The organism is Sphingopyxis sp. A083 (assembly GCF_001468495.1).
Classification (GTDB): Bacteria; Pseudomonadota; Alphaproteobacteria; order Sphingomonadales; family Sphingomonadaceae; genus Sphingopyxis; species Sphingopyxis terrae.
The window spans coordinates 227,674-252,030 of sequence record NZ_LNSK01000005.1; the positions used below are offsets into that span (position 1 = coordinate 227,674).

The 24,357-nt window shown below is 66.4% G+C and carries 16 protein-coding genes; 8 read left to right on the plus strand and 8 right to left on the minus strand.

The features are described 5' to 3' along the window. Positions 1-58 precede the first annotated feature (58 nt). Together ATE59_RS11630 and ATE59_RS11635 are read left to right on the plus strand one after the other, a co-directional pair. A complete protein-coding gene (locus ATE59_RS11630) occupies positions 59-1,759 on the plus strand; it encodes a sulfatase-like hydrolase/transferase (protein ID WP_058812536.1) in 1,701 nt (566 codons plus the stop codon). 12 nt (positions 1,760-1,771) lie between these two features. Beyond that, positions 1,772-2,680: an EamA family transporter gene (locus tag ATE59_RS11635; protein WP_058812537.1), complete on the plus strand. Its 909-nt coding sequence runs from the start codon at positions 1,772-1,774 to the stop codon at positions 2,678-2,680. Position 2,681: 1 nt separating this feature from the next. On the opposite strand, the gene ATE59_RS11640 is transcribed toward ATE59_RS11635, so the two are convergent. The 3 genes from ATE59_RS11640 to ATE59_RS11650 are packed head-to-tail and all read right to left on the minus strand — an operon-like array spanning position 2,682 to position 5,839. Next, positions 2,682-3,770, minus strand: coding sequence for an alpha/beta fold hydrolase (locus ATE59_RS11640; RefSeq protein WP_058812573.1), 1,089 nt, complete (start codon positions 3,768-3,770; stop codon positions 2,682-2,684). 12 nt (positions 3,771-3,782) lie between these two features. Then, on the minus strand, positions 3,783-4,487 hold the full coding sequence (gene hutC, locus ATE59_RS11645) for a histidine utilization repressor (RefSeq protein ID WP_058812538.1): 705 nt from the start codon (positions 4,485-4,487) through the stop codon (positions 3,783-3,785). Next, a complete protein-coding gene (locus tag ATE59_RS11650) occupies positions 4,484-5,839 on the minus strand; it encodes a formimidoylglutamate deiminase (protein ID WP_058812539.1) in 1,356 nt (451 codons plus the stop codon). The genes hutC and ATE59_RS11650 overlap by 4 nt, the downstream gene beginning before the upstream one ends. An 85-nt stretch (positions 5,840-5,924) precedes the next feature. Between ATE59_RS11650 and hutI the strand changes: the two genes are divergently transcribed. The 4 genes from hutI to hutU are packed head-to-tail and all read left to right on the plus strand — an operon-like array spanning position 5,925 to position 11,120. Further along, positions 5,925-7,130 (plus strand): imidazolonepropionase, encoded by a 1,206-nt coding sequence (hutI, locus tag ATE59_RS11655; RefSeq protein ID WP_058812540.1) that lies wholly within the window; start codon positions 5,925-5,927, stop codon positions 7,128-7,130. Beyond that, complete coding sequence (gene hutH / locus ATE59_RS11660) at positions 7,109-8,656, plus strand: histidine ammonia-lyase (RefSeq protein WP_082657402.1); 1,548 nt, start codon at positions 7,109-7,111, stop codon at positions 8,654-8,656. The genes hutI and hutH overlap by 22 nt, the downstream gene beginning before the upstream one ends. Then, positions 8,656-9,459, plus strand: a complete 804-nt coding sequence (gene hutG, locus ATE59_RS11665) for an N-formylglutamate deformylase (protein ID WP_058812542.1) — start codon at positions 8,656-8,658, stop codon at positions 9,457-9,459. Before hutH ends, hutG begins: the two co-directional genes overlap by 1 nt. Continuing rightward, complete coding sequence (gene hutU / locus ATE59_RS11670) at positions 9,456-11,120, plus strand: urocanate hydratase (protein ID WP_058812543.1); 1,665 nt, start codon at positions 9,456-9,458, stop codon at positions 11,118-11,120. The genes hutG and hutU overlap by 4 nt, the downstream gene beginning before the upstream one ends. Here hutU and ATE59_RS11675 read toward each other — a convergent pair. The 5 genes from ATE59_RS11675 to ATE59_RS11695 form a co-directional block, all read right to left on the minus strand. Further along, positions 11,117-12,364, minus strand: a complete 1,248-nt coding sequence (locus ATE59_RS11675; RefSeq protein WP_058812544.1) for an MFS transporter — start codon at positions 12,362-12,364, stop codon at positions 11,117-11,119. The genes hutU and ATE59_RS11675 overlap by 4 nt on opposite strands. Before the next feature lie 65 nt (positions 12,365-12,429). Next, positions 12,430-14,799: a TonB-dependent siderophore receptor gene (locus tag ATE59_RS11680; RefSeq protein ID WP_058812545.1), complete on the minus strand. Its 2,370-nt coding sequence runs from the start codon at positions 14,797-14,799 to the stop codon at positions 12,430-12,432. Positions 14,800-14,813: 14 nt separating this feature from the next. Continuing rightward, on the minus strand, positions 14,814-17,762 hold the full coding sequence (gene pgmB, locus ATE59_RS11685) for a beta-phosphoglucomutase (RefSeq protein WP_231737312.1): 2,949 nt from the start codon (positions 17,760-17,762) through the stop codon (positions 14,814-14,816). 135 nt (positions 17,763-17,897) lie between these two features. Beyond that, positions 17,898-18,902 carry a LacI family DNA-binding transcriptional regulator gene (locus ATE59_RS11690; RefSeq protein ID WP_058812547.1) on the minus strand — a complete coding sequence of 335 codons (1,005 nt, stop codon included), beginning with the start codon at positions 18,900-18,902 and terminating at the stop codon, positions 17,898-17,900. An 86-nt stretch (positions 18,903-18,988) separates the two neighbouring features. Continuing rightward, on the minus strand, positions 18,989-21,775 hold the full coding sequence (locus ATE59_RS11695; protein WP_058812548.1) for a TonB-dependent receptor plug domain-containing protein: 2,787 nt from the start codon (positions 21,773-21,775) through the stop codon (positions 18,989-18,991). Between the two features lie 184 nt (positions 21,776-21,959). Here ATE59_RS11695 and ATE59_RS11700 point away from each other — a divergent pair, with 184 nt between their 5' ends. After that, the gene (locus ATE59_RS11700) at positions 21,960-23,894 is read left to right on the plus strand and encodes an isoaspartyl peptidase/L-asparaginase (protein ID WP_058812574.1); all 1,935 of its coding nucleotides are present in this window, start codon (positions 21,960-21,962) and stop codon (positions 23,892-23,894) included. Beyond that, a complete protein-coding gene (locus ATE59_RS11705; protein WP_040590524.1) occupies positions 23,894-24,340 on the plus strand; it encodes an Lrp/AsnC family transcriptional regulator in 447 nt (148 codons plus the stop codon). The genes ATE59_RS11700 and ATE59_RS11705 overlap by 1 nt, the downstream gene beginning before the upstream one ends. Positions 24,341-24,357: the final 17 nt, after the last annotated feature.

The following is a 24,357-nucleotide window of genomic DNA, read 5'->3' on the forward strand; positions in this document are numbered from 1 at the left end:
CTTCCTTGCCGAAGCGCCGCGGATCGCGTTTCGGGACTGCTGGCCAAGGGAGATTGAGATGGCTTGGGATGTGAACCGCCGCACGTTCGTCGGGGGAATGGGGGCACTCGCCGCCGCAGGCCTCGCAATGCCGACCTATGCGAAGAACGGCAAGAAGCTCAACGTCCTGATGATCGTCACCGATCAGGAACAGAGCGTCGCCAGCTATCCCGAGGGCCTGCTCGAAAAGCTCCCCGCGCACCGCGAACTGATGGAACGCGGGATGCTCGTCGAAAATTATCATGTGCACACGACCCCCTGCACCCCGTCGCGCTCGACGATCTTTCAGGCGCACCATACGCAGCAGACGGGCCTGTTCCTCAACAGCGACAACGCCCCCTATCCGGTGGCGGCGGAAACCATGCCGACGCTCGGCCACATGATGCAGGCGGCGGGCTATTACACCAGCTACAAGGGCAAATGGCACCTCAGCCGGATCAATTACGAGCGCAACTGGACTCGGATTCCAGGCGGCATCTATCCGACGACCGAAAATGCCATGGAGAAATACGGCTTCCACGATTACGGCTTCGATGGCGAGGAAGTCGGGCTGACATGGGACGGCTACAAGGCCGACATGTATGTTGCGGGCGACGCGGCGCGCGCGATCTTCGATTATGCACGCAACGACAAGGCTGGCGGCAAGCCGTGGTTCCAGGTCGTCGGTCTGGTCAATCCGCACGACATCATGTTCTATGACGCGACGGGCAAGCAGGCCGAAAGCCGCCCCGATCCGAACATATTGGGGCCGCTGCGCCGCGAACCCGGCGATCCGATCTACGAGGTCGACAACAAGTTCGACCTGCCCGAAAGCTTCAGCAGGGACGATCTGTCGACGAAGCCCGAGGCGCATCGCGCGATCGTCCGGCTGAACGACGTTTTCTACGGCAAGATGGCGCACGACGATCTCGCCTCGTGGCACCGCTTCAACAATTATTACTATAACTGCCTGCGCGACGTCGATCGGCGGCTCGGCCAGTTGCTCTGGGCGCTCAAGGAAAGCGGCCAGATCGACAATACGATCATCATCTATACCAGCGACCATGGCGAGCGCGCCGCCGCGCACGGGATGCGCCAGAAGGGCGCGACCATGTACCGCGAGGAAACCAATATCCCGATGATCATCGCCCACCCCGATTTCCCCGGCGGGCGGTCGACCAAGGGACTGATGGGCGCGATCGATATCGCCCCGACGCTGATGACGCTCGCCGGCCTGTCCACCGACGAACAGCAGAACCGTTTCCCCGGCCTGCCGGGAGTGGATGTGTCGGCGCTGCTCGGATCGCCGACGCTGCCGACGCAGCGCGACAAGACGGGCCACCTCTTCAACTACGCGGTCGTCCATTATTGGGAGCCGACCAAGGACCGCGCCGCCAAGCTGCCAAGCGGCGAACCCGATTACAGCAAGCAATATGATCTGTCGAAGCGCCGCCTGCACCGCGGCGTCCATGACGGCCGCTACAAATTCGCGCGCTATTTCGCGCCGGCGCATCATCACACGCCGACCGACTGGAAGACGCTGGCCGCAATGAACGATCTCGAGCTATACGACACCCACGCCGACCCGGGCGAGATCGTCAATCTGGCGTACGATCCCAAGCAGAAGGCGAATGTGCTGCGGCTCAACAAGATGGTCAACGCGCTGGTCGCACGCGAGGTGGGCGAAGATGACGGCCGCGAATATCCGGGGCCGACGGAGATGTATAATCAGCCCGCCTGACGCCGCCGCCGCATGAACCCCATCTGGCTTCCCGCCTCGCTGTTCGGCGGGCTCTTTCAGGCGTGGCGCACTGCGCTGCAGCAGCGGCTGCGCGCCGAACTGAGCGTCAGCGGCGCGGGGCTGGTGCGCTATCTCTACGGCCTGCCCTTTGCGTTCGCCTTTGCGGTCGCCTGGCTCGGCGCGCGCCATGCGGCGCTGCCAGCGCTCGGCCTCGCCTTCGCCGGCCTGTCAGCGGTCGGCGCGGTGACCCAGATGGCGGGGACGATCCTGCTCATCACCGCCTTCGGCCACCGCGGCTTCGTCGTCGGCACCGCCTTCTCCAAGACCGAAGCGGTGCAGGCGGCGCTCGTCACCGCGCTGTTCCTCGGCGAACAGCTGCCGCTGCTTGCCTGGGCGGGGATCGTTGCAGGGGTCGCCGGGGTACTGATCCTCGCGCTTGCGGGACGCGGGCTGACGCTGCGCGAAATTGCGGGCTCGCTCGGTCAGCCGGCCGCGTTGTTCGGGCTCGGCGCGGGGTCGATGTTCGCCTGCGCCGCCGTCGCGATAAAGCTTGCCACCGCCGAGCTGCAGGGCGTCGATACGGTGGGATCGGCGCTCGTCACCCTCGTCGTGGTGATGGCGATGCAGAGCGCGCTGCATCTTGCGTGGATCATCGCGCGCGACCGCGAAACGCTCGCCGCGGTCGGCCGGACGTGGCGCTCCTCGGCGCAGGTCGGGCTGCTATCGGCGCTCGGATCGGCGTGCTGGTACACCGGCTTCGCCGCCGCCCCCGCGGCACTGGTCCGCGTCGTCGGGCAAGTCGAGGTGGTGTTCACCATCGCCTTTGCGCATTTCTATCTGCGCGAGCCCGTCCGCTGGCACGAGACGCTGGGGCTGCTGCTGGTTGTCGGCGGCGTCATCCTCGCGCTGCTGTCGACATAATTCAGCGCAGCGGCGGCAATCCGTCCATGATCGCGGTCAGCGCGAGCGCATTTTCGCGCTCCATCGCGCTGTGTCCCGCATTGGTGACGACGTAAGTGGCGGGCTCGCGCCCCGCGTCGCGCAGCGCCGCGACCAGCCGCGACGCCTGCGTCAGCGGACACACCTCATCGAAGCGGCCGTGGACGATATGCACGGGGATGGACGCGAGCGTAGACGCGCCGCCGATCAGATGACCGGGTTCCAGAAACAGGTCGTTTGCAAAGAAATGCGCCTCGATCTGCGCAAAGCATAGCGCGAAGTCGGCATCGCCGAACTTGCCGGTCGCACCACGTTCGGGAATCAGGTTGGAGATCGTCCCTTCCCACAGCGACCAGACGAGCGCGGCATGCAGCTGCCGCTCGCGTTCGGCGTCGGTCTGCGGCACCATGTCGAAGATCGCCTTGTACGACGCCATCACATCGCGCCGTTCGGCGACCGACAGCACGCCGAGCAGTTCGGCCCATTCGTCGGGATAATTGATATAGGCACCGGGCGCGGTCAGCGCATAGGGCGCCTCGTGCCAGGTCGCAGCATTGCCCTGATACAGATAGTCAAGATCCTCGGCCGATCCCAGAAAGATGCCGCGCAGGATCAGGCTGGCGCAATGCTGCGGAAAGGCGATGGCATAGGCCATCGCGAGCGTGCTGCCCCAGCTGCCCCCGAACACATGCATCGGCCCTGCGATATCCAGCGCGTCGCGCAGCCGGTTGATGTCGTCGATCAGGTGCGGCGTATCATTGTGGCGCAGCGCCGCGGCGGGGCCGGCGTCGGCGACATTGGGCTCGCTCTTGCCGCAGCCGCGCTGGTCGAACAGAATGATGCGATAGCGCGCCGGATCGAAAAAGCGCGCCATCTCGGGCGAGCAGGCGCCGCCCGGCCCGCCGTGAAGAACCATCACCGGCTCGCCGCCCGCGGCGCCATATTCCTCCCAATAGATGCGGTGCCCCGCCTCGGCATCGACGTCCAGCCAGCCGCTGCGCCGCGGCTCCGCCGCCGGATAACGCCAGCCGTCGCCGATCTTGCTGCTGGTTTCGAGACGCGAAAAATCCATGACCATTCCTCTTCAGGGCCGAAAATGCGCGACAAGCGCGTAGCGGTCGCCCGGATAGACCTGCCGCGCATAGGTGATGCGCTCGGCGCCGCGCCACGTCCAGCGTTCGAGCGCCATGCAGGCCGCGCCCGCCGCGATGCCGAGCGCGACCAGTTCCTTCGCCCCGGCATTGACCGCGGTGATGCGATGCTCGGCCTCGGTCCAGGGAACATGCGCGAGCAGCCACGATCCCGGCGGCTCGACCGCGAAATCGACCTCGGCCGCGCCGGGCACTGCCGCCAGATTGATAAGGCGCCTCTCGAGCGCATAGGGCCGCCCGCCGGCATGGTGGCGGCACTCGATCGCGAGCACCGACCCGCCGTCGATCTGAAGCAGGCGCCGATCCTCCTCGTTCGCGGGGCGGATCTCCCGGCGGTCGAGGTCGAGCCGATAATCCTCGCCCTGCTGCGCCACTTCGTCGCGGATGTCGGGGATTTCGAGCGCGGCGCGATGAATACGCGGATGCGAAACGAAAGTGCCGGCGCGCTTGCGGCTTTCGATCAGTCCCGCCTCGACCAAGGCGCGCAGCGCCCGGTTCACGGTCATCCGCGAACAGCCATAGGTCGCCATCAATTGATGTTCATAGGGGATGCGGTCGCCGGGCTTCCATTCGCCCGACATGATCCGCGCCTCGATATCGCGGCGGATCTGCGCATGGAGAGCGCCGCTCTGCTTCATGCGAGCAGCGCCTGCATCGCGTCCCGATAGCGCGCGTCGATCGCCGCGCGCGCAACATGGCGGCCGCCCGCGACGCATTGGACGCCGCGGCGCCAGACGCAGTCGACCAGGCGGCCGCCTCGCCCGAAGATCCAGCTGTCGAGGATCGCATCGCCGCGCCGCGCGGCGAGCGCGGGGTCGGCCGCAGTCAGGCTGACAAGATCGGCCGCCGCGCCGGTCGCAATGCCGTGCCCCGCCTGTCCCAGTGCCTGTCTCCCGCCCGCCTGCGCCGCCTGGTGGAGCGCGGCGCCGGTCGAACGCCCCGCACCGCCCGCGAGCAGATTGCGGCCGCGATGCGCCAGCCGCTGACCATATTCGAGCAGGCGCAGTTCGGCCGCTGCGTCGATCTCGACATTGGAATCCGAGCCGACCCCGAAGCGGCCACCGCCCGCCAGAAACTCGCGTGCCGGGAACAGACCGTCGCCAAGATTGGCCTCGGTGATCGGACACAGCCCGACGACGGCCCCGCTCTGCGCGATCGCGCGCCATTCGGCTTCGGTGACATGCGTCGCGTGAACGAGGCACCAGTCGGCGCCGACATCGGCGTTTCCCATCAGCCATTCGACAGGCCGGGCGCCGCTCCAGGCTTGGCACGCCTCGACCTCGGCCATCTGTTCGGCGATATGGATATGCACCGGCGCGCCGGCCGCCATTGCTGCAACAGCGGTCAGTTCGCTGGCGGTCGCCGCGCGCAGGCTGTGCGGCGCGACGCCGACGATGGCATCACCCAGTCCCGCAACCGCGGCACGCGACGCCTCGATCAATGCGGCATAGCTGTCGAGGTCGTTGACGAAGCGCCGCTGCGCCGCAGTGGGCGCCGCGCCGCCGAACCCCGAATGGGCATAGAAGACGGGAAGCAGGGTCAGCGCGATCCCCGTTTCATCGGCCGCCGCCGCAATCGCCTGTGCCATCGCCGCGACATCGCCATAGGGCCGGCCGTCAGGCGATTGATGCAGATAATGAAATTCGCCGACACGGGTAAAGCCGCTCTCCAGCATTTCGGCATAAGCGAGCGCCGCTATCGCGCGCATACCGTCGGGATCGAGGCGATCGACGAAGCGATACATGACCTCGCGCCAGGTCCAGAAACTGTCGTCGCCTTCGCCCGCGCGCTCGGCGAGGCCCGCCATGCCGCGCTGAAGGGCATGGCTGTGCAAATTGGGCAGACCGGGGATCAGGATAGCGTGCCGGTCGTCGCTCGGCTGCGGCGGCGCCGCCACCTCGATCGCACCGATATGGCCGTCGACGATCGTCAGCCGGACATTCTCCGCCCAGCCCTCCGCCAGCCATGCCTGTTCGCACCAAAGCGCCATCGCTTCATCCCGTCTGGACAATCTTCCGCGTTCGGATTTATGTATATACATTATTGAGTCGATGCCACAAGCCGGAGGAGAGGGCATGCGCTGCGATCGCCTGTGGACCAACGCCCGTCTCGCCACGATGCGCGCCGACCTGCCCGGTCTCGGCGTCGTCGAGGTCGGCGCGATCGGCATGCGCGACGGCCGGATCGCCTTCGTCGGCGCCGCGGCGGACGCCCCCGATGCCGCCGATGTCATCGACTGCGACGGTCGCTGGATCACCCCCGGGCTCATCGACGCGCACACCCATCTGGTCTTCGCGGGCGACCGCATCGCCGAGTTCGAACTGCGCCAGAAGGGCGCCTCCTATGAAGAGATTGCGCGCGCCGGCGGCGGCATCGCCTCGACAGTGGCGGCGACGCGCGCGGCGAGCGAAGCGGCGCTGGTCCAGAGCGCGCTGCCGCGCCTCGACGCACTGATCGCGGAGGGCGTCACGACGATCGAGATCAAGTCGGGCTATGGCCTGACCCTGACCGACGAAGCGAAGATGCTCCGCGCAGCGCGGGCGCTGGGCGACGCGCGCCCGGTCGCGGTGCGGACGACCTTTCTCGGCGCCCATGCCCTGCCGAGCGAATTTGTGGGCGACGCCGACGGTTATATCGCCCTGCTGTGCGAGCAGATACTGCCCGCGATCGCGGCCGAAGGACTCGCCGATGCCGTCGACGCCTTTTGCGAAAATATCGGCTTCACGCCCGCGCAGACCGAACGGATGTTCGCCGCCGCCGCCGCGCACGGCCTGCCGGTAAAGCTGCACGCCGAGCAGCTTTCCAACCAGCATGGCGCGGCGCTCGCCGCGCGGCATGGCGCGCTGTCGGCCGATCATCTCGAATATCTCGACGAACCGGGAATTGCCGCAATGCGCGATGCGGGAACGGTCGCGATGCTGCTGCCCGGCGCCTTTTACTTCCTTCGCGAAACGAAGCTGCCGCCGGTGGCGGCGCTGCGCGCGGCGGGCGTGCCGATCGCCCTCGCAACCGATTGCAATCCCGGCACCTCGCCGCTCACCTCGCTGCTGCTGACGATGAACATGGGCGCGGTGCTGTTCGGGCTCACCACCGACGAATGCCTGCTCGGCGTCACGCGCCATGCCGCGCAGGCGCTCGGCCTGTCGGGCAGCATCGGCACGATCGAGGCGGGCAAGCGCTGCGACCTTGCGATCTGGGATATCGAACGGCCGTCCGATCTGGTCGGCCGCATGGGCCTCAACCCGCTGCACCAGCGGATATGGATGGGACAGACGACGTGACGCAGATTGTCATCACGCCGGGCGGCATGACGCTGGCCGACTGGCGGGCCATTTACGAAGGCGCGGCGGCGCGGCTCACTGCGCCGGCCTGGGACGCGATCGACGCCAGCGCCGCGGCGGTCGCACGCATCGTCGCGCGCGGCGCCCCGGTCTATGGCATCAACACCGGCTTCGGAAAGCTGGCGAGCGTCCGGATCGCCGACGACGAGCTGTCGGTCCTGCAGCGCAACATCGTGCTCAGCCACGCCGCCGGCACCGGCCTCGCTTCACCCACGCCCGTCATCCGCCTGATGATGGCGCTCAAGCTCGCCAGCTTCGGCGTCGGCGCCTCGGGGGTACGGCGCGAAACGGTCGGACTGCTCGAAGCGATGCTGGCCAAGGGCCTGACCCCCGTTGTCCCGTCGCAGGGTTCGGTCGGCGCAAGCGGCGACCTCGCCCCGCTGTCGCATATGGCGGCCGCGATGATCGGCGTCGGCGCGATCGCGGTCGGCGGCAAGATATTGCCCGCGGCCGAGGCCCTTGCCGCCGCCGATCTGGCACCGCTCGAGCTTGGCCCCAAAGAGGGCCTGGCGCTGCTCAACGGCACGCAATTTTCGGCCGCCAACGCCCTCGCCGGGCTGTTCCGCGCCGAAACGCTGTTCCAGTCGGCGCTGATCACCGGCGCGCTCTCGACCGAAGCCGCCAAAGGCTCCGACGCGCCGTTCGACGCGCGCATCCATGCGCTGCGCGGTCATGCGGGGCAGCGCGAGGTCGGCGATGCGCTGCGCGGCCTGATGGCGGGTTCGGCGATCCGCGCCTCGCACGCCGAAGACGATCCGCGCGTGCAGGACCCCTATTGCCTCCGCTGCCAGCCGCAGGTGATGGGTGCGGCGCTCGATCTGCTGCGGCAGGCCGGCACGACGCTGCGCATCGAGGCCAATGGCGTTTCGGACAATCCGCTGATCTTCGCCGATAGCGACGAGGCGCTGTCCGGCGGCAATTTCCACGCCGAGCCCGTCGCCTTCGCCGCCGACATGATCGCGCTGGCGCTGTGCGAGATCGGGTCGATCGCCGAACGGCGCATCGCGATGCTCGTCGACCCTGCGCTGTCGGGCCTGCCCGCCTTCCTCACCCCGCGGCCGGGCCTCAATTCGGGCTTCATGATCCCGCAGGTCACCGCCGCCGCGCTGGTCAGCGAGAACAAGCAGCGCGCCTATCCCGCCAGCGTCGATTCGATCCCGACCTCGGCCAATCAGGAGGATCATGTCTCGATGGCGGCGCACGGCGCGCGGCGCCTGCTCGACATGGCCGACAATGTCAGCGCAGTGATCGGCATCGAATTGCTCGCGGCCTGTCAGGGCATCGACTTCCACGCCCCGCTGACATCGAGCGCCGCGCTCGAGGCGGCGCGCGGGCATCTGCGCGCGGTCGTCCCCATGCTCGACGACGACCGGCATTTCCATCCCGATATGGAAGCCGCGACCGCGCTGATCCGCACCGGCAGCCTCGCCGCCGCGGTGGCCGCGGAGCTGCCGGGGATCGGCTGATGGACTGGCTGCGCATCCACCGCGGCGACGCCCCGCTGATCGTCGCCTTCCCGCACGGCGGCACCGATCTTGCGGGCCTCGATGATCAGTTCGTCTCGCCATGGCGCGCGCAGTTCGATACCGACTGGTGGATCGCCGATCTTTACGCCTTCGCGCGCGATCTGGGCGCGACGACGATCGCGACCGCGATCTCGCGCAGCGTGATCGACATGAACCGCGATCCGTCGGGCGCCTCGCTCTATCCGGGGCAAGCGACGACCGAGCTCTGCCCGACGACGACCTTCGACGGCGACCCGCTCTATCGCTTCGGCGCGGCCGACGAGACCGAAGTCGTCCGCCGGCTGGGCCTCTATCACCGCCCGTATCACGATGCGATCGCGGCGGAGATCGAGCGACTGAAGGCGCAGCATCGCAAGGTCATTCTTTACGACGCCCATTCGATCCGCAGCCATGTGCCGCGCCTGTTCGACGGCGAATTGCCGCAATTCAACATCGGCACCAACGGCGGCGCGACCTGTGCGCCCGAGCTGGAAACCGTGGTTGCAAGCATCTGCGCCGCGAGCGGCCACAGCCATGTCGTCAATGGCCGCTTCAAGGGCGGCTGGACAACGCGCCATTACGGCCACCCCGACGCGGGCATCCACGCGATCCAGATGGAGCTCGCCCAGCGCGGCTATATGGTCGAACCGGCGTCTTTCGACCCCGGCAACTGGCCAAGCCCGCTCCACTCCGATCCCGCGATCCTGCCGACGCTGCAGCAAGTGATCGCCGCGACCCTCGATTTTGCGAAAGGATATCCATGACCCGCCTCGACAACAGCCGCGTCATCAAGGCGCCGACCGGCGACCGGCTCAACGCCAAGAGCTGGCTGACCGAAGCGCCGCTGCGCATGCTGATGAACAATCTTCATCCCGACGTTGCCGAACGCCCCGAGGAATTGGTCGTCTATGGCGGCATCGGCCGCGCCGCGCGCGACTGGGAAAGCTATGACCGCATCGTCGAGACGCTGAAGCGACTCGAAGGCGACGAAACGCTGCTTGTCCAGTCGGGCAAGCCGGTCGGGGTCTTTCGCACCCACCCCGACGCGCCGCGCGTGCTGATCGCGAACAGCAACCTCGTCCCGCATTGGGCGAATTGGGAGCATTTCGGCGAACTCGATAAGCGCGGGCTCGCCATGTACGGGCAGATGACCGCGGGATCGTGGATCTATATCGGCACGCAGGGCATCGTGCAGGGCACCTACGAAACCTTCGTCGAAATGGGGCGCCAGCATTATGGCGGCGACCTCGCGGGCAAATGGCTGCTCACCGCCGGGCTTGGCGGCATGGGCGGTGCACAGCCGCTCGCGGCGGTAATGGCGGGCGCATCGTGCCTCGCGATCGAGTGCCAGCCGAGCCGGATCGAGATGCGGCTGCGCACCGGCTATCTCGACGTCGCGGCGCAGACGATCGAGGAAGCGATGGCGATCATCGAAAAGAGCTGCGCCGACAAAAAGCCGGTGTCGGTCGGCCTGCTCGGCAACGCCGCCGAAATCCTGCCCGACCTGTTCGCCCGCGGCATCCGCCCCGACCTTCTGACCGACCAGACGAGCGCGCACGACCCGGTGAACGGCTATCTCCCGATCGGCTGGAGCGTCGCCGAGTGGATGGAGAAGCGCGAAAGCGACCCGCAGGCGGTCGCGAAGGCGGCCAAGGCGTCGATGGCGGTGCACGTCCGCGCGATGCTCGATTTTCAGGCCGCGGGCGTGCCGACGACCGATTATGGCAACAATATCCGGCAGGTCGCGAAGGACGAGGGCGTCGAAAATGCCTTCGATTTCCCCGGCTTCGTTCCCGCCTATATCCGCCCGCTCTTCTGCCGCGGCATCGGTCCGTTCCGCTGGGCGGCGCTGTCGGGCGATCCCGAGGACATCTACAAGACCGATGCCAAGGTGAAGGAACTGCTGCCCGACGACGCGCATCTGCACAACTGGCTCAACATGGCGCGTGAGAAGATTCACTTCCAGGGCCTGCCCGCGCGCATCTGCTGGGTCGGGCTCGGCGATCGTCACCGGCTTGGGCTCGCATTCAACGAGATGGTGGCGTCGGGCGAACTCAAGGCGCCCGTGGTCATCGGCCGCGATCATCTCGACTCGGGATCGGTCGCCTCGCCCAACAGGGAAACTGAAGCGATGCGCGACGGGTCGGACGCGGTCAGCGACTGGCCGCTGCTCAACGCGCTCCTCAACACCGCGAGCGGCGCGACATGGGTGTCGCTGCACCACGGCGGCGGCGTCGGCATGGGCTTTTCGCAGCACAGCGGCATGGTGATCGTCGCCGACGGCACCCCCGAAGCGGCCAGGCGGCTCGAGCGCGTGCTGTGGAACGACCCCGGCACCGGCGTCATGCGCCACGCCGATGCGGGCTATGACATTGCGATCGACTGCGCGCGCGAAAAGGGCCTCGACCTGCCCTCGCTCGGTTAGGTGGGCTGCGCTGTCGCCGTTTCGCTGGCACGGATGCGGCGGCGGAGCAGGAACAGGCCGGCGGCGAGCAGGGCCGTCGGCACCAGCATCAGCGTGAAGGCGGTGCGCCCGTCGAGATGCGCGAACAGCGCGCCGGTAATCAGCGACCCCGTCGTGCCGCCAAGCGCCGAAAAGACGACGACCAGCCCCATCAGCGACGGGTGATGCCGGTTCGGCATCGCGCTCAGCATCACCGAAATGATCGTCGGATAAATGGGCGCGAGCGCGAAGCCGATCATCGGAAAGAGGAAGGCCGCGACCGGCGCATCGCGCCACGTTTCGATCGGCACCGGACGCAGGCCATCGGCGAGCGGCAGCACGAGGATGATCAGCGCCGCGAGCACGGCCAGGCAGATGTTCAGGACGGGATACCAGTCGAAACGCGCCATCACCGCGCCGGCGCCGAAACGGCCGAGCGCGATGCACGCCGCGAACAGGCTCGCCGCCTGGACGCTCATCTGCGCCGGCAGGTGCAACACCTCGTTGTTGAAGGTCGGCAGCCAGGTGCCGATCCCCTGCTCGATCAGCACGAAGACAAAGGCGCAGACGATGAAGACGAGCACCAGCGGCAGCGCCGCGAGTCGCAGCATCGCCACGAGCGGCGGTCCCTGCTCGTCGGCGGCCTCCTCCCCCGCATGGGTGCGGCGCTCGTCAAGCGACGCGGGCAGGATGAAGGCGAGCGCCAGCGCCGGGATCACCGCCAGCACCCAATAGGCGTTGAGCCAGCGCAGCCCCTCCGGGTCGATGAAGGCGCTGAATACCCAATAGGACGACAGCACGCCGACCATGAACATGCCTTCGATCAGGCTGGTCAGGCTTGCGTGGTGCCGCGCGTCATCGGTGACGAGGCCGATCATCGAATAGACGACGACTTTCGCGACCGCGAAGGCCGCGCCGACCATCGCGAAATGCAATTGCGCCGCGCCAAAGCTTCCCGCGAGCGGCATGACCGTACAGGCCGCGATCGCGAGCAGCAGCGCCCCGATCAGCGCGTTACGCAGGCCGATGCGCGGCAGATAGCTCGCGGTCAGGAAGGAAACGATCGCAATCGTGATATCCTTGAAACCTTCGAGCGTGCTCGCCTCGGGCTTCGTGACATGAAAGCTGGAAATCGACTGCAGGATCACCGTCCCGACGCTGTTGAGCAGCATCGCGAAGGCGACATAGGTCAGAATCATTGCGGCAATCAAACGCGTGCGGGCCATGCCAAGTCCTTTGCCGCAAAGAGGGGTGGTCGCGAAGAGGCCGCGACCACCCAGGGAGGGATGACCTAGAATTTATAGGCGGCGCTGAAGCGGAACGACCGGCCCAGGATCGGACGGGCGTTCAGCACTTCAGCCGTATTCTGGCCCAGCGTGCGCGGATCGCCTTCGGTCAGACCGATCTCGTTGGTCAGATTGTCGGCGGTGACCGCAAAGCTGAGCGCACGGTTGACGTCGACCGTCACGCCGGCATCGATCTTGAAATAATGCGGCAGCGACTGGGTGTTGCCGGTGTCCGAGAAACGATCGCCGATATAGGTGAAGGTCGAATAGACGCCGACCTTGCCGTCGTTGCCGAACGGCAGTTCATAGGCCGGGGTCACGCGCCATTGCCACTTCGGCTGCCGCTGGACGCGGTTGCCGCTGAGGTCGGTCGCACCATTGTTGGTGAAGAAGTCGCGATATTTGGCATTGAGCCACGTACCCGAGAAGGCGAGCGTGAGATTGTCGACCGGCCGAAGCTGTCCTTCCAGTTCGACACCCGTGCTGCGCGCGCCGCCGATCGATGCCTGCGGAGCGCCGTTCTGGATGACGGTAGTGACAAGGCCTTCGAACTTGGTGTGGAACAAGGTGGCATAGAGCGACAGCATGTCGGTCCGCACCTTCACCCCGCCTTCGAAATTGTCGACGCGCGGCGAGACGCGGATGCCGTCGCGCAGATTGTCGAAGAAGGGATTGGTGTTGCCACGATTGTAACGAACATAGGCGCCGACCGACGACGAGAAGTCGTAGTTCAGGCCCGCCGTCGACGACCAGGCGCCCTTGCTGTACGAAATATTGCGGAAGGTGCCGTCGAGCACCGCGACATTCTGGTCGTAAAGCGTGTTCGGGTCGCCATCGGCGTCGAGCACGGTCGCATTGTTTTCCAGCGTGCCCGTTGCCTTGTAATGCTGATAGCGCAGGCCCGCGTCGAAGCGCAGTTCGGGCGTGATCTGGAACTCGTCGACCGCATAAAAGGCATATTCGCGGCCGTCATAGGCGGCGTTGACGTTGAAGAAGCTGCCTTGCGTAAAGCCGCGATCGGTCACGACGCGGCCATCGGCGAGCGTCAGGTTGAGCAGCCGCGCGTTGTTTTCGGCGGTCAGCAGCTGGATGTTGCCGAGGTTCCACTGGTCCTTCGACGAAAAGTCGGAGAAATAGGCGCCCAGCGTGAACTTGTTGTTGCCGCTGTCCCATTCGACGTTGAGGTCGTTGGTGAAATCCTCGATCTGCTTGCGCACGATCCAGGTGCCGGCGCGGATCACCTGCTGGCTGCCCGCATTGGCGACCGCATCGCCGCCATTGACATAGGTCAGGCTGCCGATCGTGCTGCCGAGGCTCGCCGCATAGTCGGCGGCCGACATCGCGGTGCTCGCCGGAACCAGCCCGGTCGTATCGGCATCGCCCTTCAGGTAGCTCGCGCGATACCGCAGCTGGAGCCCGTCGCCGATCTCGTAATCGAAATTGGTGCCGAGGTTGATCAGCTTGGCGCCGCGACCGTCGCCAAGGTCGGCGCGCGTGCCGTCGGGAAGCACCGACAGGCGTGTTTCGGGGCCGGCGATCACGCCGGTGCCGGGGTCGATATTGCCGAACTGGCGCACCTTGTCGCCGTCGCGGATCACCGGGATCGGCAGCAGCCACTGGCCATGATCGTTGAGGTAGCGGGCGAAGACGAGGATCGAACCCTTGTCGAGGTCATGGCGGATATTGGCGGTGATCTGCCCGCCCTTTTCGGCGGTGAAGCCCGGATTGCGGATGCCGTGGCCGCTCGAATAATAGCCGCCGACCATGAAGGTCGTGTTGTCGCCGAGCGGACCCGACAGGCGCAGGTCGCCGCGCACGTCGCCGAAATCGGTGACACTGGCCTTCACCAGCCCTTCGAATTCGGGGCCGCCCTCTTTCTGGACGAAGTTGACGGTCAAGCCGGGCTGGCCGTTGGCGAACAGCGCGCCGGTGCCGCCGCGCACCGCCTCGACCCGCGCGATCGTTTCGTCGATGCGGATAAGCTGCGTGTTTTCGAGGAACGACAGCGTCGGCGGCGAGAAGAAGGGCACGCCTTGCGTCGTCAGCGTGACGAATTCGGCGTCGCCGCCCGACGGATAGCCGCGCACGAAGATGTTGGCGCCGTTCTGGCCGCCCGAGCTTTCGGCCATGACGCCCGGCACGACCTTCAGCAGGTCGGCGGTGCTGTTCGGCGCAGCCTGTTCGATGGCATCGGCCGAAATGCTGGTGATGGCAAAGGCCGCGGCCTGGCGGCTGACCCCGCCGCCGGCGGTGCCGGTGACGACGATTTCATTGCCTGCCGCATCGTCGGCGGGCTGAGGCGCTTCCTGGGCATGGGCCGCCGCCGGCAGCGCGATGAGCGCGATCGACGAGAGCAGATAGGTCCGTTTCAACATGGCTGTTCCTCCACTTATCCTGTTTTCTTTGAAAGGTTGCCCGCGCTCGCCGCTTCCCGTTCTGCTGACAGGATCTGGTCGACCGAAAGCGCCCCGATGGCGGGGACATGCACGTCGGCGTCGGGCAGCGCCTCTTCAGACCCGATGCCAATCGCCACCATGCCCGCCGCATGGATGGCTGAAATTCCGGCCTGCGCATCTTCGATACCGATGCAGCGTTCCGGGGGGAGGCCCATGCCGTCGGCACAGGCCAGGAATATGTCGGGCGCGGGCTTGTTCGCCGCGATCGCGCTTGCGTCGGCGATGAAATCGAACTGGTCGGCTATGCCGAGCAACCGAACGACGTCGCCGGCATTGCGGCTCGCCGAGGCGAGGCCGATCTTGATGCCCGCCCCGCGCAGCGCCGCGAAAAGCGCGCGCACGCCGTCGAACAGATTGGCGGGCGAATAAGCGGTCAGCCGCGCGCGGTAGAGCGCATTCTTCTCTGCAAGCATCGCCTCGAAGCGCGCGTCGTCGACCGACGCGCCCGCGCCGTCGAGGATAAGGCGCAGCGATCCCGCGCGATCGACGCCCTTCAGCCGGTCGTTGGCGGCGCGGTCGAAGGCATAGCCATATTGGTCGGCGAGTGCCTGCCACGCATGGTAATGGTCCTCGGCCGTATCGGTCAGCACGCCGTCGAGGTCGAAGATCACGCCCTGCACCGCCGGGCGCGCCATCCGGACCGCCGCGTCGGCAAGACGAACCGGGCGGCCGTGATCGACAATCTCGACCGGCGCGCCCGACAGGCGGCGATAGGTCGCCCCTTCGGCATCGATCGCAACCTCGATCACGCTGCCGCGCCACATCAAGCGGAAATGATAGCGCGTCCACCCGGCCGGGATGCGCGGCGCGAAGGCGGGGCTATCGCCGCCGAGCCGCAGACCGCCCCAGCCGTGCGCAAGCACCAGCCAGCTTCCCGCCAGCGCCGCCATATGCAGGCCGTGCGAGGTGTTGCCGTGGCGATTTTCCAGATCGACGAAGGCGGCTTCGCGATGGAAATCGAGCGCCTCCGCATCTTCGCCGAGCCGCGCCGCCACGATCGCGAAGGCGACCGACGACAATGTCGAGTCATGCGCGGTGACGCGGCTGTAATAGTCGAAATTGCGCCGCTGCAGCGCGAGCGGCAACGACACGAGATCCATCGCCATCGCCTGCAGCACATTGCCCTGCTTGGCGATCTGGTGCCGGAACAGGATCATCGGGTGATAGCGCATCAGCAGCGGCCCGCGCTCGTCGAGCGGTGCCAGATCAGCCAGCTTCGGGCGTCCCAGAAAGGCGTCGTCCTGCGGGCTTACCCCGGCCTCTGCATCGACCGGCAACCACATCGCCTCGGCGGCGCGGCGCCACATCGGGACTTCTTCGCCATCGAGGCCGATGGCCTGCGCCAGCGCCGCGAAGGCCTCGGGATCGGTGTGCGCCAGCCAGTCGGCGGTGTCGGCAGCATAGGCAAGATGGCGCGCCGCGATCGCGTTGGTGTAGTAATCATTGTCGACCAGCGCCGAATATTCGTCGGGCCCGGTCACGCCATAGATGCAAAAGGCACCGCCGCGGCGCGGGTCGAAGGCGCCGATCTCGGGCCAGATCCGCGCGGTTTCGAACAGCATTTCGGCCGCGGCATGGCGGAAGTCGCTATCGCCCGTGGCTGCGACATACAAAGCGACGCCATGCGCGATGTCGCCGTTGATATGATATTGCGCCGATCCCGTCGGATAGTGCGACGAACATTCGGCCCCGCCGATCGTCCGCCACGGATAGAGCGCGCCGCGCGCATGGCCGATGCCGCGCGCATGCGCCCGCGCCGCCGCAAGCTTGCCGATACGATATTGCAGCAGGGTGCGCGCCCGGTCGGGCATCTGGAGCGCCAGCACCGGGAGCATGAAGGATTCGGCGTCCCAGAAATAATGGCCCTCATAGCCTTCGCCCGACAGCCCTTTGGCCGCGATGCTGTGTTCGGGGTCGCGGCTGGCCGACTGGTGGAGCTGGAACAGGTCGAAACGCAGCGCCTGCGTCAGCGCGTCGTCGCCCGCGATCGCAAAATCGGCATGCGCCCACAATTGGTCGACCGCGCGCTGCTGCGCCGCCGCAATGGCGTCGAACGGCTGCGGTTCGGGCAGCGCGGCGATGTCGACCGGGTGGCCGCGGGTGCAGGTCATGGCGACCACCCGGTCGACGCTCAGCGTGCCGCCGGCGACCAACGCGCCGCGCACCATATGGCCGCCGTCGATGCGCACCACCGGCGCATCGATGCTGGCGACCCGCTGGCGATAGGCGAGTTCGACGGCACCCTGGGCAAACCGGACCACGGAAGGGGTGTCGCCCGGTTCGGAAGGCTGAACGGTCCAGACCGGCCGTAGCCGCCCGGAAATACGCGGATCGTCGGCGGCGTCGGCGCTGCCGCCATCGGCATCGGTGCCGAAGATCAGATCGATCTCGATCGTCGCGGCGAAATCCACCGGCGAGACCGACAGACGCGTCGCGACGCAGGCATCGCCGTCCAGCGGAACAATGCGAACGGCCGCAATCTCGATCGTCCGGCCATCGGCGAGACGCCAGCGGGTGCGGCGGCGAAGCTGTCCCGAAGCAAGATCGAGCAGGCTCTCGGCTTCGAGGCGCTCGGCAGCAGCAAAATCGACCGGCGCGCCGTCGATCCGCAGGCGCAGGGCCACCGGGCTCGGGCATTTGATCCGCGTGTCGGTCGCGGTCGCGTAGCCGGGAAAACTTTCATGATAGTCGATCGGGCGGCTGACATAGGCGCCGGGAAGATAGGCGCAGGGCGCGGCGGCGCATTCGTCGGCGACGCCCTCGACGCCGACCAGGCCGTTGGCGAGCGCGAACAGCGCGGCCGCCTGATCGCCGACGGCGTCGCCGCCGTGCCGGACAAGCCGCATCGTATCGGAAGCTGCGCTGGAAATTGCCACTGTCATCCTCACCCGCGGCGCACGCTCGGCCGGCGCGCGCTCCATCGAAGCCGTCTTGTGGTGCAAAAATGGTATCGATGTCAAGTTATCGATACCATTAGGGGAAAGGTCGCGCGAACTACGGCGCATTCGCGCAGTGATTCAGCTTTCGCGTGCGACCAGTTCCACGCTCATGGCGCGCGAATCGGCGCCCTTGCCCGCGACGAGATCGAGCACCTTCTTGGCGAGCAATTCGCCGCCGACCGCCCAGTCCTGCCGGATGGTGGTGAGTTTCGGCGATACGATCGCTGCGCCGGGGGAATCGTCGAAGCCGACGACCGATACGTCGCCGGGTACGGACAGGCCGCGCGCCTGCAACGCTTCGATCGCGCCCATCGCAATGGCATCGCTCGCCGCGAAGACGCCGTCGAAGGCAGTGCCCTCGGCCAGAAGCCGATCGACCGCCTCGCACCCCGCTGCGGCGGTGAAGGCGCAGGCGATCCGGTCGATCACCGCGGCGTCGCTGCCCTTCAGCGCGTCGGCAAAGCCCTGGAGCCGATCCTCGACCTCGCCATGCTGGGTTTCACCAAGGAACAGCAGCGCGCGGCGCCCGCGCGCGCGCAGATAGTCGGCGGCGAGCCGGCCGCCCGCGCGATTGTCGCTGCCGACGACGACGCGTCCGGGCGGGCCGTGCGCCGCGCCCCAGACCACATACGGCAGCCCGGTCGCCTCGATCGCCGCGGCGGCGTCGTCATGCACACCCTGCCCCAGCAGGATGACCCCGTCGGCCGACGGCGGATGCTGTGCGAACAGTTCGATCGTCGTCAGCACCATATTCTGTCCGGCCGCGGTCAGTTCCTGCATGATCCCGCCGAGCAGCGAGAGCGGATAAGGCTCGCTCATCAGGCGGTCGTGCGAGGGGGCCATTTCGATGACGACGGCGATGGTCCGGGTGCGCTGCTGCCGCAGATTGCGCGCCGAAATATTGAGCCGGTAGCCCATGCGTTCGGCGGTATCGCGGATCAGCCGGCGCGTGCTTTCCTTGACCGTCGGGCTGTCCGAAAGCGCGCGCGAAACGGTGATCTTCGCGACGCCCAGCTCGCGCGCGATGTCGGCCATCGTCGGGCGCGCATTGCCGCCGCCAAGGGGACCGGTGCCATTAGCCATGGCCCCCCTTAACGCGCGTCCGCCTTGTTTCACAAGCGCCTAAGCGGAGGGCGGCGGGGACGGAAGCACGCCCTCGCCGCGACCGGTCAGAGCGCCGATCCTCCCAATTTGTAGGTGAGCTGCAGGAACACGCTGCGTCCGATGCTGTCGAACCAGCTGGTGTTGTAATAGGGATAGCTCGACCAGGTCGGGTCCTTGACGGGGTTCGTGTCGAACAGGTTGCGCACCGTCAGCGAGCCGCGCAGATGATCGGTAAAGTCATATTGCATGGTCGCGTTGAAGAGGTAGCTCGCCTTGATGAACGCATCCTCGTCATAATTGGGCAGCTTGCCGAGGCGGGTGCCCGAAAAGGTCAGCTGAAAACCCTCATTTTCATAAGAAATGCTGCCGTTCGACTTGTCTCGGGGCAGATAATAGCCGCTATCGACCGCGAGCTTGTCGACGAACGGATCGCCGGGATATTGCTGGAAGCTGTGCTTGAACACATGGCTGTGTGCGAGCGACAGGGTGAAGGTGCCGATACCGGTCGGCAGGCTGCCACGGAAGGCGATATCGATCCCGCTCGTCTTTTCGCGCGCAATGTTGATCGGATTGACGCGGATCGACGAGATCTGCCCCGCATTGCCGCCGCTGGCAAAGCGCGTGATGCGCGCGAAGGCGTCCTGACAGGTCGGCGAATTGGGATCGAGCTTGGGCGTGCCGCCCTCGGTCAGCACGCTGCAATCCGCCTCGGTCCGGGCCAGCGTATCGATGCTGAGATCGTCGACCTGATTGTCGAGCGTCACGCGGAAATAATCGACCGAAACATGCAGGCGGCTCGACGGCGAAAAGACGATACCGCCCGTCAGCGTGCGCCCGGTTTCGGCGTCGAGATTGCGGTTGCCCGTCCGGTTCACGACGACGCCGGTCCCCGAATAGCTGCAATCGCCGATATCCTCGTCGGGCTCTTCGACCGCGCACAGATAATAGTCATCGACGCTGCTCTGCACATTGCCCGGCCCGGTAAAGACATAGTGGAGGTCGGGCGCGCGGAAGGCGGTGCCATAGGCGGCGCGCAGCAGCAGGCTGCTCGTCGGTCGCGCTTCGACCCCGCCATTATAGGTGAACTTGCCGACATCGCGGCCGGCAAAGCCGAAGGTGTCATAACGGCCGGCACCCGTCAGCGTCACGAAATCGAGCACCGGCACGCGCACTTCGCCGCCGATCGCGGCATGGCTGCGCTTGCCCGCGCCGTCGCTGTCTTTCCAGCTGTAATAATAGTCGGTGAGCGCCAGCGGATCGGGACGCAGATTATAGCCCTGCTTGCCATATTCGGCGACCACCGCGACCCCGACCGGACCGGCCGGAAGCTGGAACAGCTCGCCATTGGTCAGCGTCGCCTGCAAATTGCTGGTCCAGCTATACGGACGATAGACCGTATCGGCCGAAATGCTGTCATATTCGGCTGGCGTCAGCGCGGTGTAGAGCCGCGCGGGATCGGCGTTGAAGATCGGATAGCCGCTGTCCTCGTCGACCCCCAGCTGTTCGCCCAGAAAGAAAGCGATCGCCTTGGAATTGACGATCTGGGGCCAGCGCACGACCGACTGGTAACGACTGTAATTGAACGATGCCTCGTAATTCCAGGCATTGCCGAAATTGCCGCGGATACCGGGCGTGATGCTGTAGGTCGTCTGCTTGCTGCGCTGCATTTCCAGCCCGCCGGTTTCTTCCGGCGCAAACTGGCGCGACCAGTCGTCGATCGTATCGTCGAACGCGTTGTAAAAACTGTTGTCCGAACTCGACGACGAGCTTTCGAACGCCCAGCTCGTGACATCGTACATCAGCCGGACCTTGCTGATCCCGAACTGAAAGTCGGCGAACAATTTGGCATTGTCCGACAGTTCGTAGAACATCGTGCCGAAGCTGTTGAAGCCCTTGCGACCCGAAACGATCGTGCCGTAGCCGATCGACGTCTTGCTGCCGCAGTAATAGCCGGGGCCATAATCGTCGATCGCCGGATCATAATCGCCGTAGCGCGGACGCGACGTATAGATGGTCGAACCGCCGTTGAGGTTCGCAACCCCGGCGCAGGCCGCCGGACCCGGATCGATATAGCTGTCGTTCTCGATGCTGTAGCGCAGGAAGGTGCGGCGCGCGATCGTGCTGCCGGGACTGTCGTCGGTGCTGTCCTGGATCGAACGATCATAAGCCCACAGCGGACGCTGATCGAGATATTCGATCCCGGCCGCGATGCTGAAGCGGTCGGTCGACCAGCCGCCGGTCGCGGTGAAGCGATGCGACATGCCGCCACCATGCTGGGTGCGGCCGTGACGATAGTCGAGCGTCAGGCCGTCCAGATTTTCCTTCATCTTGAAGTTGATGACGCCCGCAATCGCGTCCGAACCATAGATGGCCGAGGCTGCGCCCGACAATATCTCGACCTTGTCGATCAGCCCCACCGGGATGTTGGAAATGTCGGTGAAGTTGCTGCGGCCGATATAAGGCAGCGGGAAATCGGCGATGCGGCGGCCGTTGACGAGCACGAGCGTATGGTTGGGGCCGAGCCCGCGCAGATCGACCTGCTGCGCGCCGGGGGTGAAGTCGGCGCTGCTGCCCGACTGCGGGCTTTGCGTCTCGCCGCTGTTCTGCGTCATCGCCGCGAGCAGTTCGGGGACGCTGGTATAGCCGTTGGCGCGGATCGCATCCGAATCGATGGTCGTGACCGCCGACGGCCCCTGATCCTTGATCGTGGGAATGCGCGAACCGGTGACGATGATCTCCTGCACCGCGCCCTCGTCCGACGCGTCCTGCGCCAGCGCCGGCGTGGCGAGCGCGGGAAGGCAGACGCCCAGCCCTAGAATGATACGAAGCGACCGTCGGCCGAGATGTTCCATCGAAAAGCCCCTATCCTGTCTGCGGCGCGAATCGGCGCCCCCAATGCCCTGTCACGAGACGCGCCCTATCAGCCAGAACAGACCGAAAATTTCAATCATTATGACGAAAACAGGAATCATATTGTCATTTTGCGTGTCGATTATGTAACATCCATCGATCAGAGTTGCCGAAGGAGATATGCCGATGCCGCCGATCAGACTGTTCAAACGGGTCGCCGTGCTGCTGTCCGCGCTCCTTCTCGCCGCACCGCTTGCGGCGGCGGCGAAGGATCAGCCCTACGAACATTATGTCTATGGCGCGCTGAACACGCCGACGCCGGGTCCGGTATCGGGCGGACTGCTGCTGATGGGCGGAGGCGACCGGAATATCGACGCGATGAAATGGTTCTTCGGCAAGGCCGGCAAGGGCCACATCGTCGTCCTCAGCGCGTCTTACGGCAAGGAAATCGGCGAGGAATTCTATCGCGACATCGGCGGCATCCAGTCGGTCGAAATCTTCGTCTTCCACGCGCGTTCGCAAGCGACCGACAAGAAGATTCTCGACCGGCTGCGCAAGGCCGACGGCATCTTCATCGCCGGCGGCGATCAGTCGCGCTATGTGCGCTTCTGGCGCGGCACGCCGGTCAACGAGATCATCGACGCGCATGTCGCGGCGGGCAAGCCGCTCGCCGGGACCAGCGCCGGCCTCGCGATGCAGGGCGAAAAACTCTATGGCGCGATGGACGACGGCAGCATCACGAGCCCCGAAGCGCTCGCCGATCCGCTCGGCCCCGCGAACACCATCGAAGGCGATTTCCTGCACCTGGCGCTGCTCAAGGGCGTCGTCACCGATACGCATTTCAAGGAACGCGACCGGCTCGGCCGCCTTTTCGCCTTCGTCGCCAAAGCGCAGGTCGGACGCGCTGCCGACGCGCCCGCGATGATCGGGCTCGGCGTCGATGAAAGCGCCGCGCTCGCGGTCGAACCCGACGGGTCGGGGCGCATCTATGCGACCGCACCCGACGGCTATGCCTGGGTCGTCGACGGATCGGGGCTGCGCAACGTCAGCGACCGCAGGCCGCTCGATGCGCCGCGGGTCAAGGTGACGGGGGTCGGGCCGGGCTCGGTCGTTCACCTGCCCTCGGGCCGCGTCGATGCGCCGGTGTTCGTGCGCAACTACGCCGCGCGCGCGGGCGAACTGGTCGAGGTTCCGCGCTGGTCGCTCGCGATCCATGGCGGCGCCGGGGTCATCAAGCCCGGATCGCTCACCCCCGACAAGGAAGCCGCCTATCGCGCCGGCCTCGACGCCGCGCTGCGCGCCGGCTCGGCGGTGCTCGACAAGGGCGGCCCGGCGCTCGACGCGGTCGCGGCGGCGGTGCGCGTGCTCGAGGACAATCCGCTGTTCAACGCTGGCCGCGGCGCCGTGTTCACCGCCGAGGGCACCAACGAGCTCGATTCCGCGATCATGGACGGCGCGACGCTCAAGGCCGGTGCCGTCGCGGGCGTCACGCGCACCCGTCACCCGATCGACCTCGCCCGCGCGGTGATGGACAAGAGCCCGCACGTCCTCTTGGCGCGCGACGGCGCCGACCGCTTCTCGGTCGAACAGGGGCTCGAACAGGTCGATCCCGCCTGGTTCCGGACCGATCAGCGGTGGCAGCAGTTGCTCGCCTGGCGCAAGAAGCATCAGGCCGCGCTCGACCCGACGCATCTGTTCGGCACCGTCGGCGCGGTTGCGATCGATGCCGATGGCAATCTCGCCGCCGCGACCTCGACCGGCGGCATGACCGGCAAGCGCTGGGGCCGCATCGGCGATTCGCCGATCATCGGCGCGGGCACCTATGCCAGCAACGGCCGATGCGCGGTTTCGGCGACGGGATCGGGCGAATATTTCATCCGCGAAAGCGCGGCGCGGCAGGTCTGCGACCGCGTCGCGTGGAAAGGCGAAAGCCTGAACGACGCGGCGCAGGCGACCATCGCGGCGGTCGGTGCGATCGGCGGCGACGGCGGTCTGATCGCGATGGGCCCCGACGGCCGTCCGGTCTTTGCGCTCAACGACCTTGGCATGTATCGTGGCCGGATGACGGCCGGGGCGGAACCACAGACGGCGATCTTCGCTGACGAGGCATGGGCGGACTGATGGCGCCGATGACCGTCAGTCTCGACGAGATCGACGATCGCCTGCTCACCCTGCTGCGCGACGATGCGCGCCAGACCATCGCACAGCTTGCGAAGGAACTCGGCATCTCGCGCGGCCAGGTCTATTCGCGGCTCGCGCGGCTGGAAGAGGATAATATCGTCGCGGGCTATACGGTGCGGCTGGGGCAAGCCTTTGCCGCCGGCCGCGTCCGCGCCCATATGATGATCAAGACGCTGCCGCGCTATCATCGCGAGGTCGAGGCCGCCCTCGCCGGCTTCACCCAGGTTCAGGCGATCCACGCGATCAGCGGCGAATATGACATTATCGCGATGCTGGAGGCGGAGGACAGCGCCCTGCTCAACGAGTTGATCGACGAGATCGGCCTGCTCGACGGGGTCGAACGCACGACGACGTCGGTCATATTGGTGACCAAGATCGAACGCTGACCCCTTCCCTCCTGCGG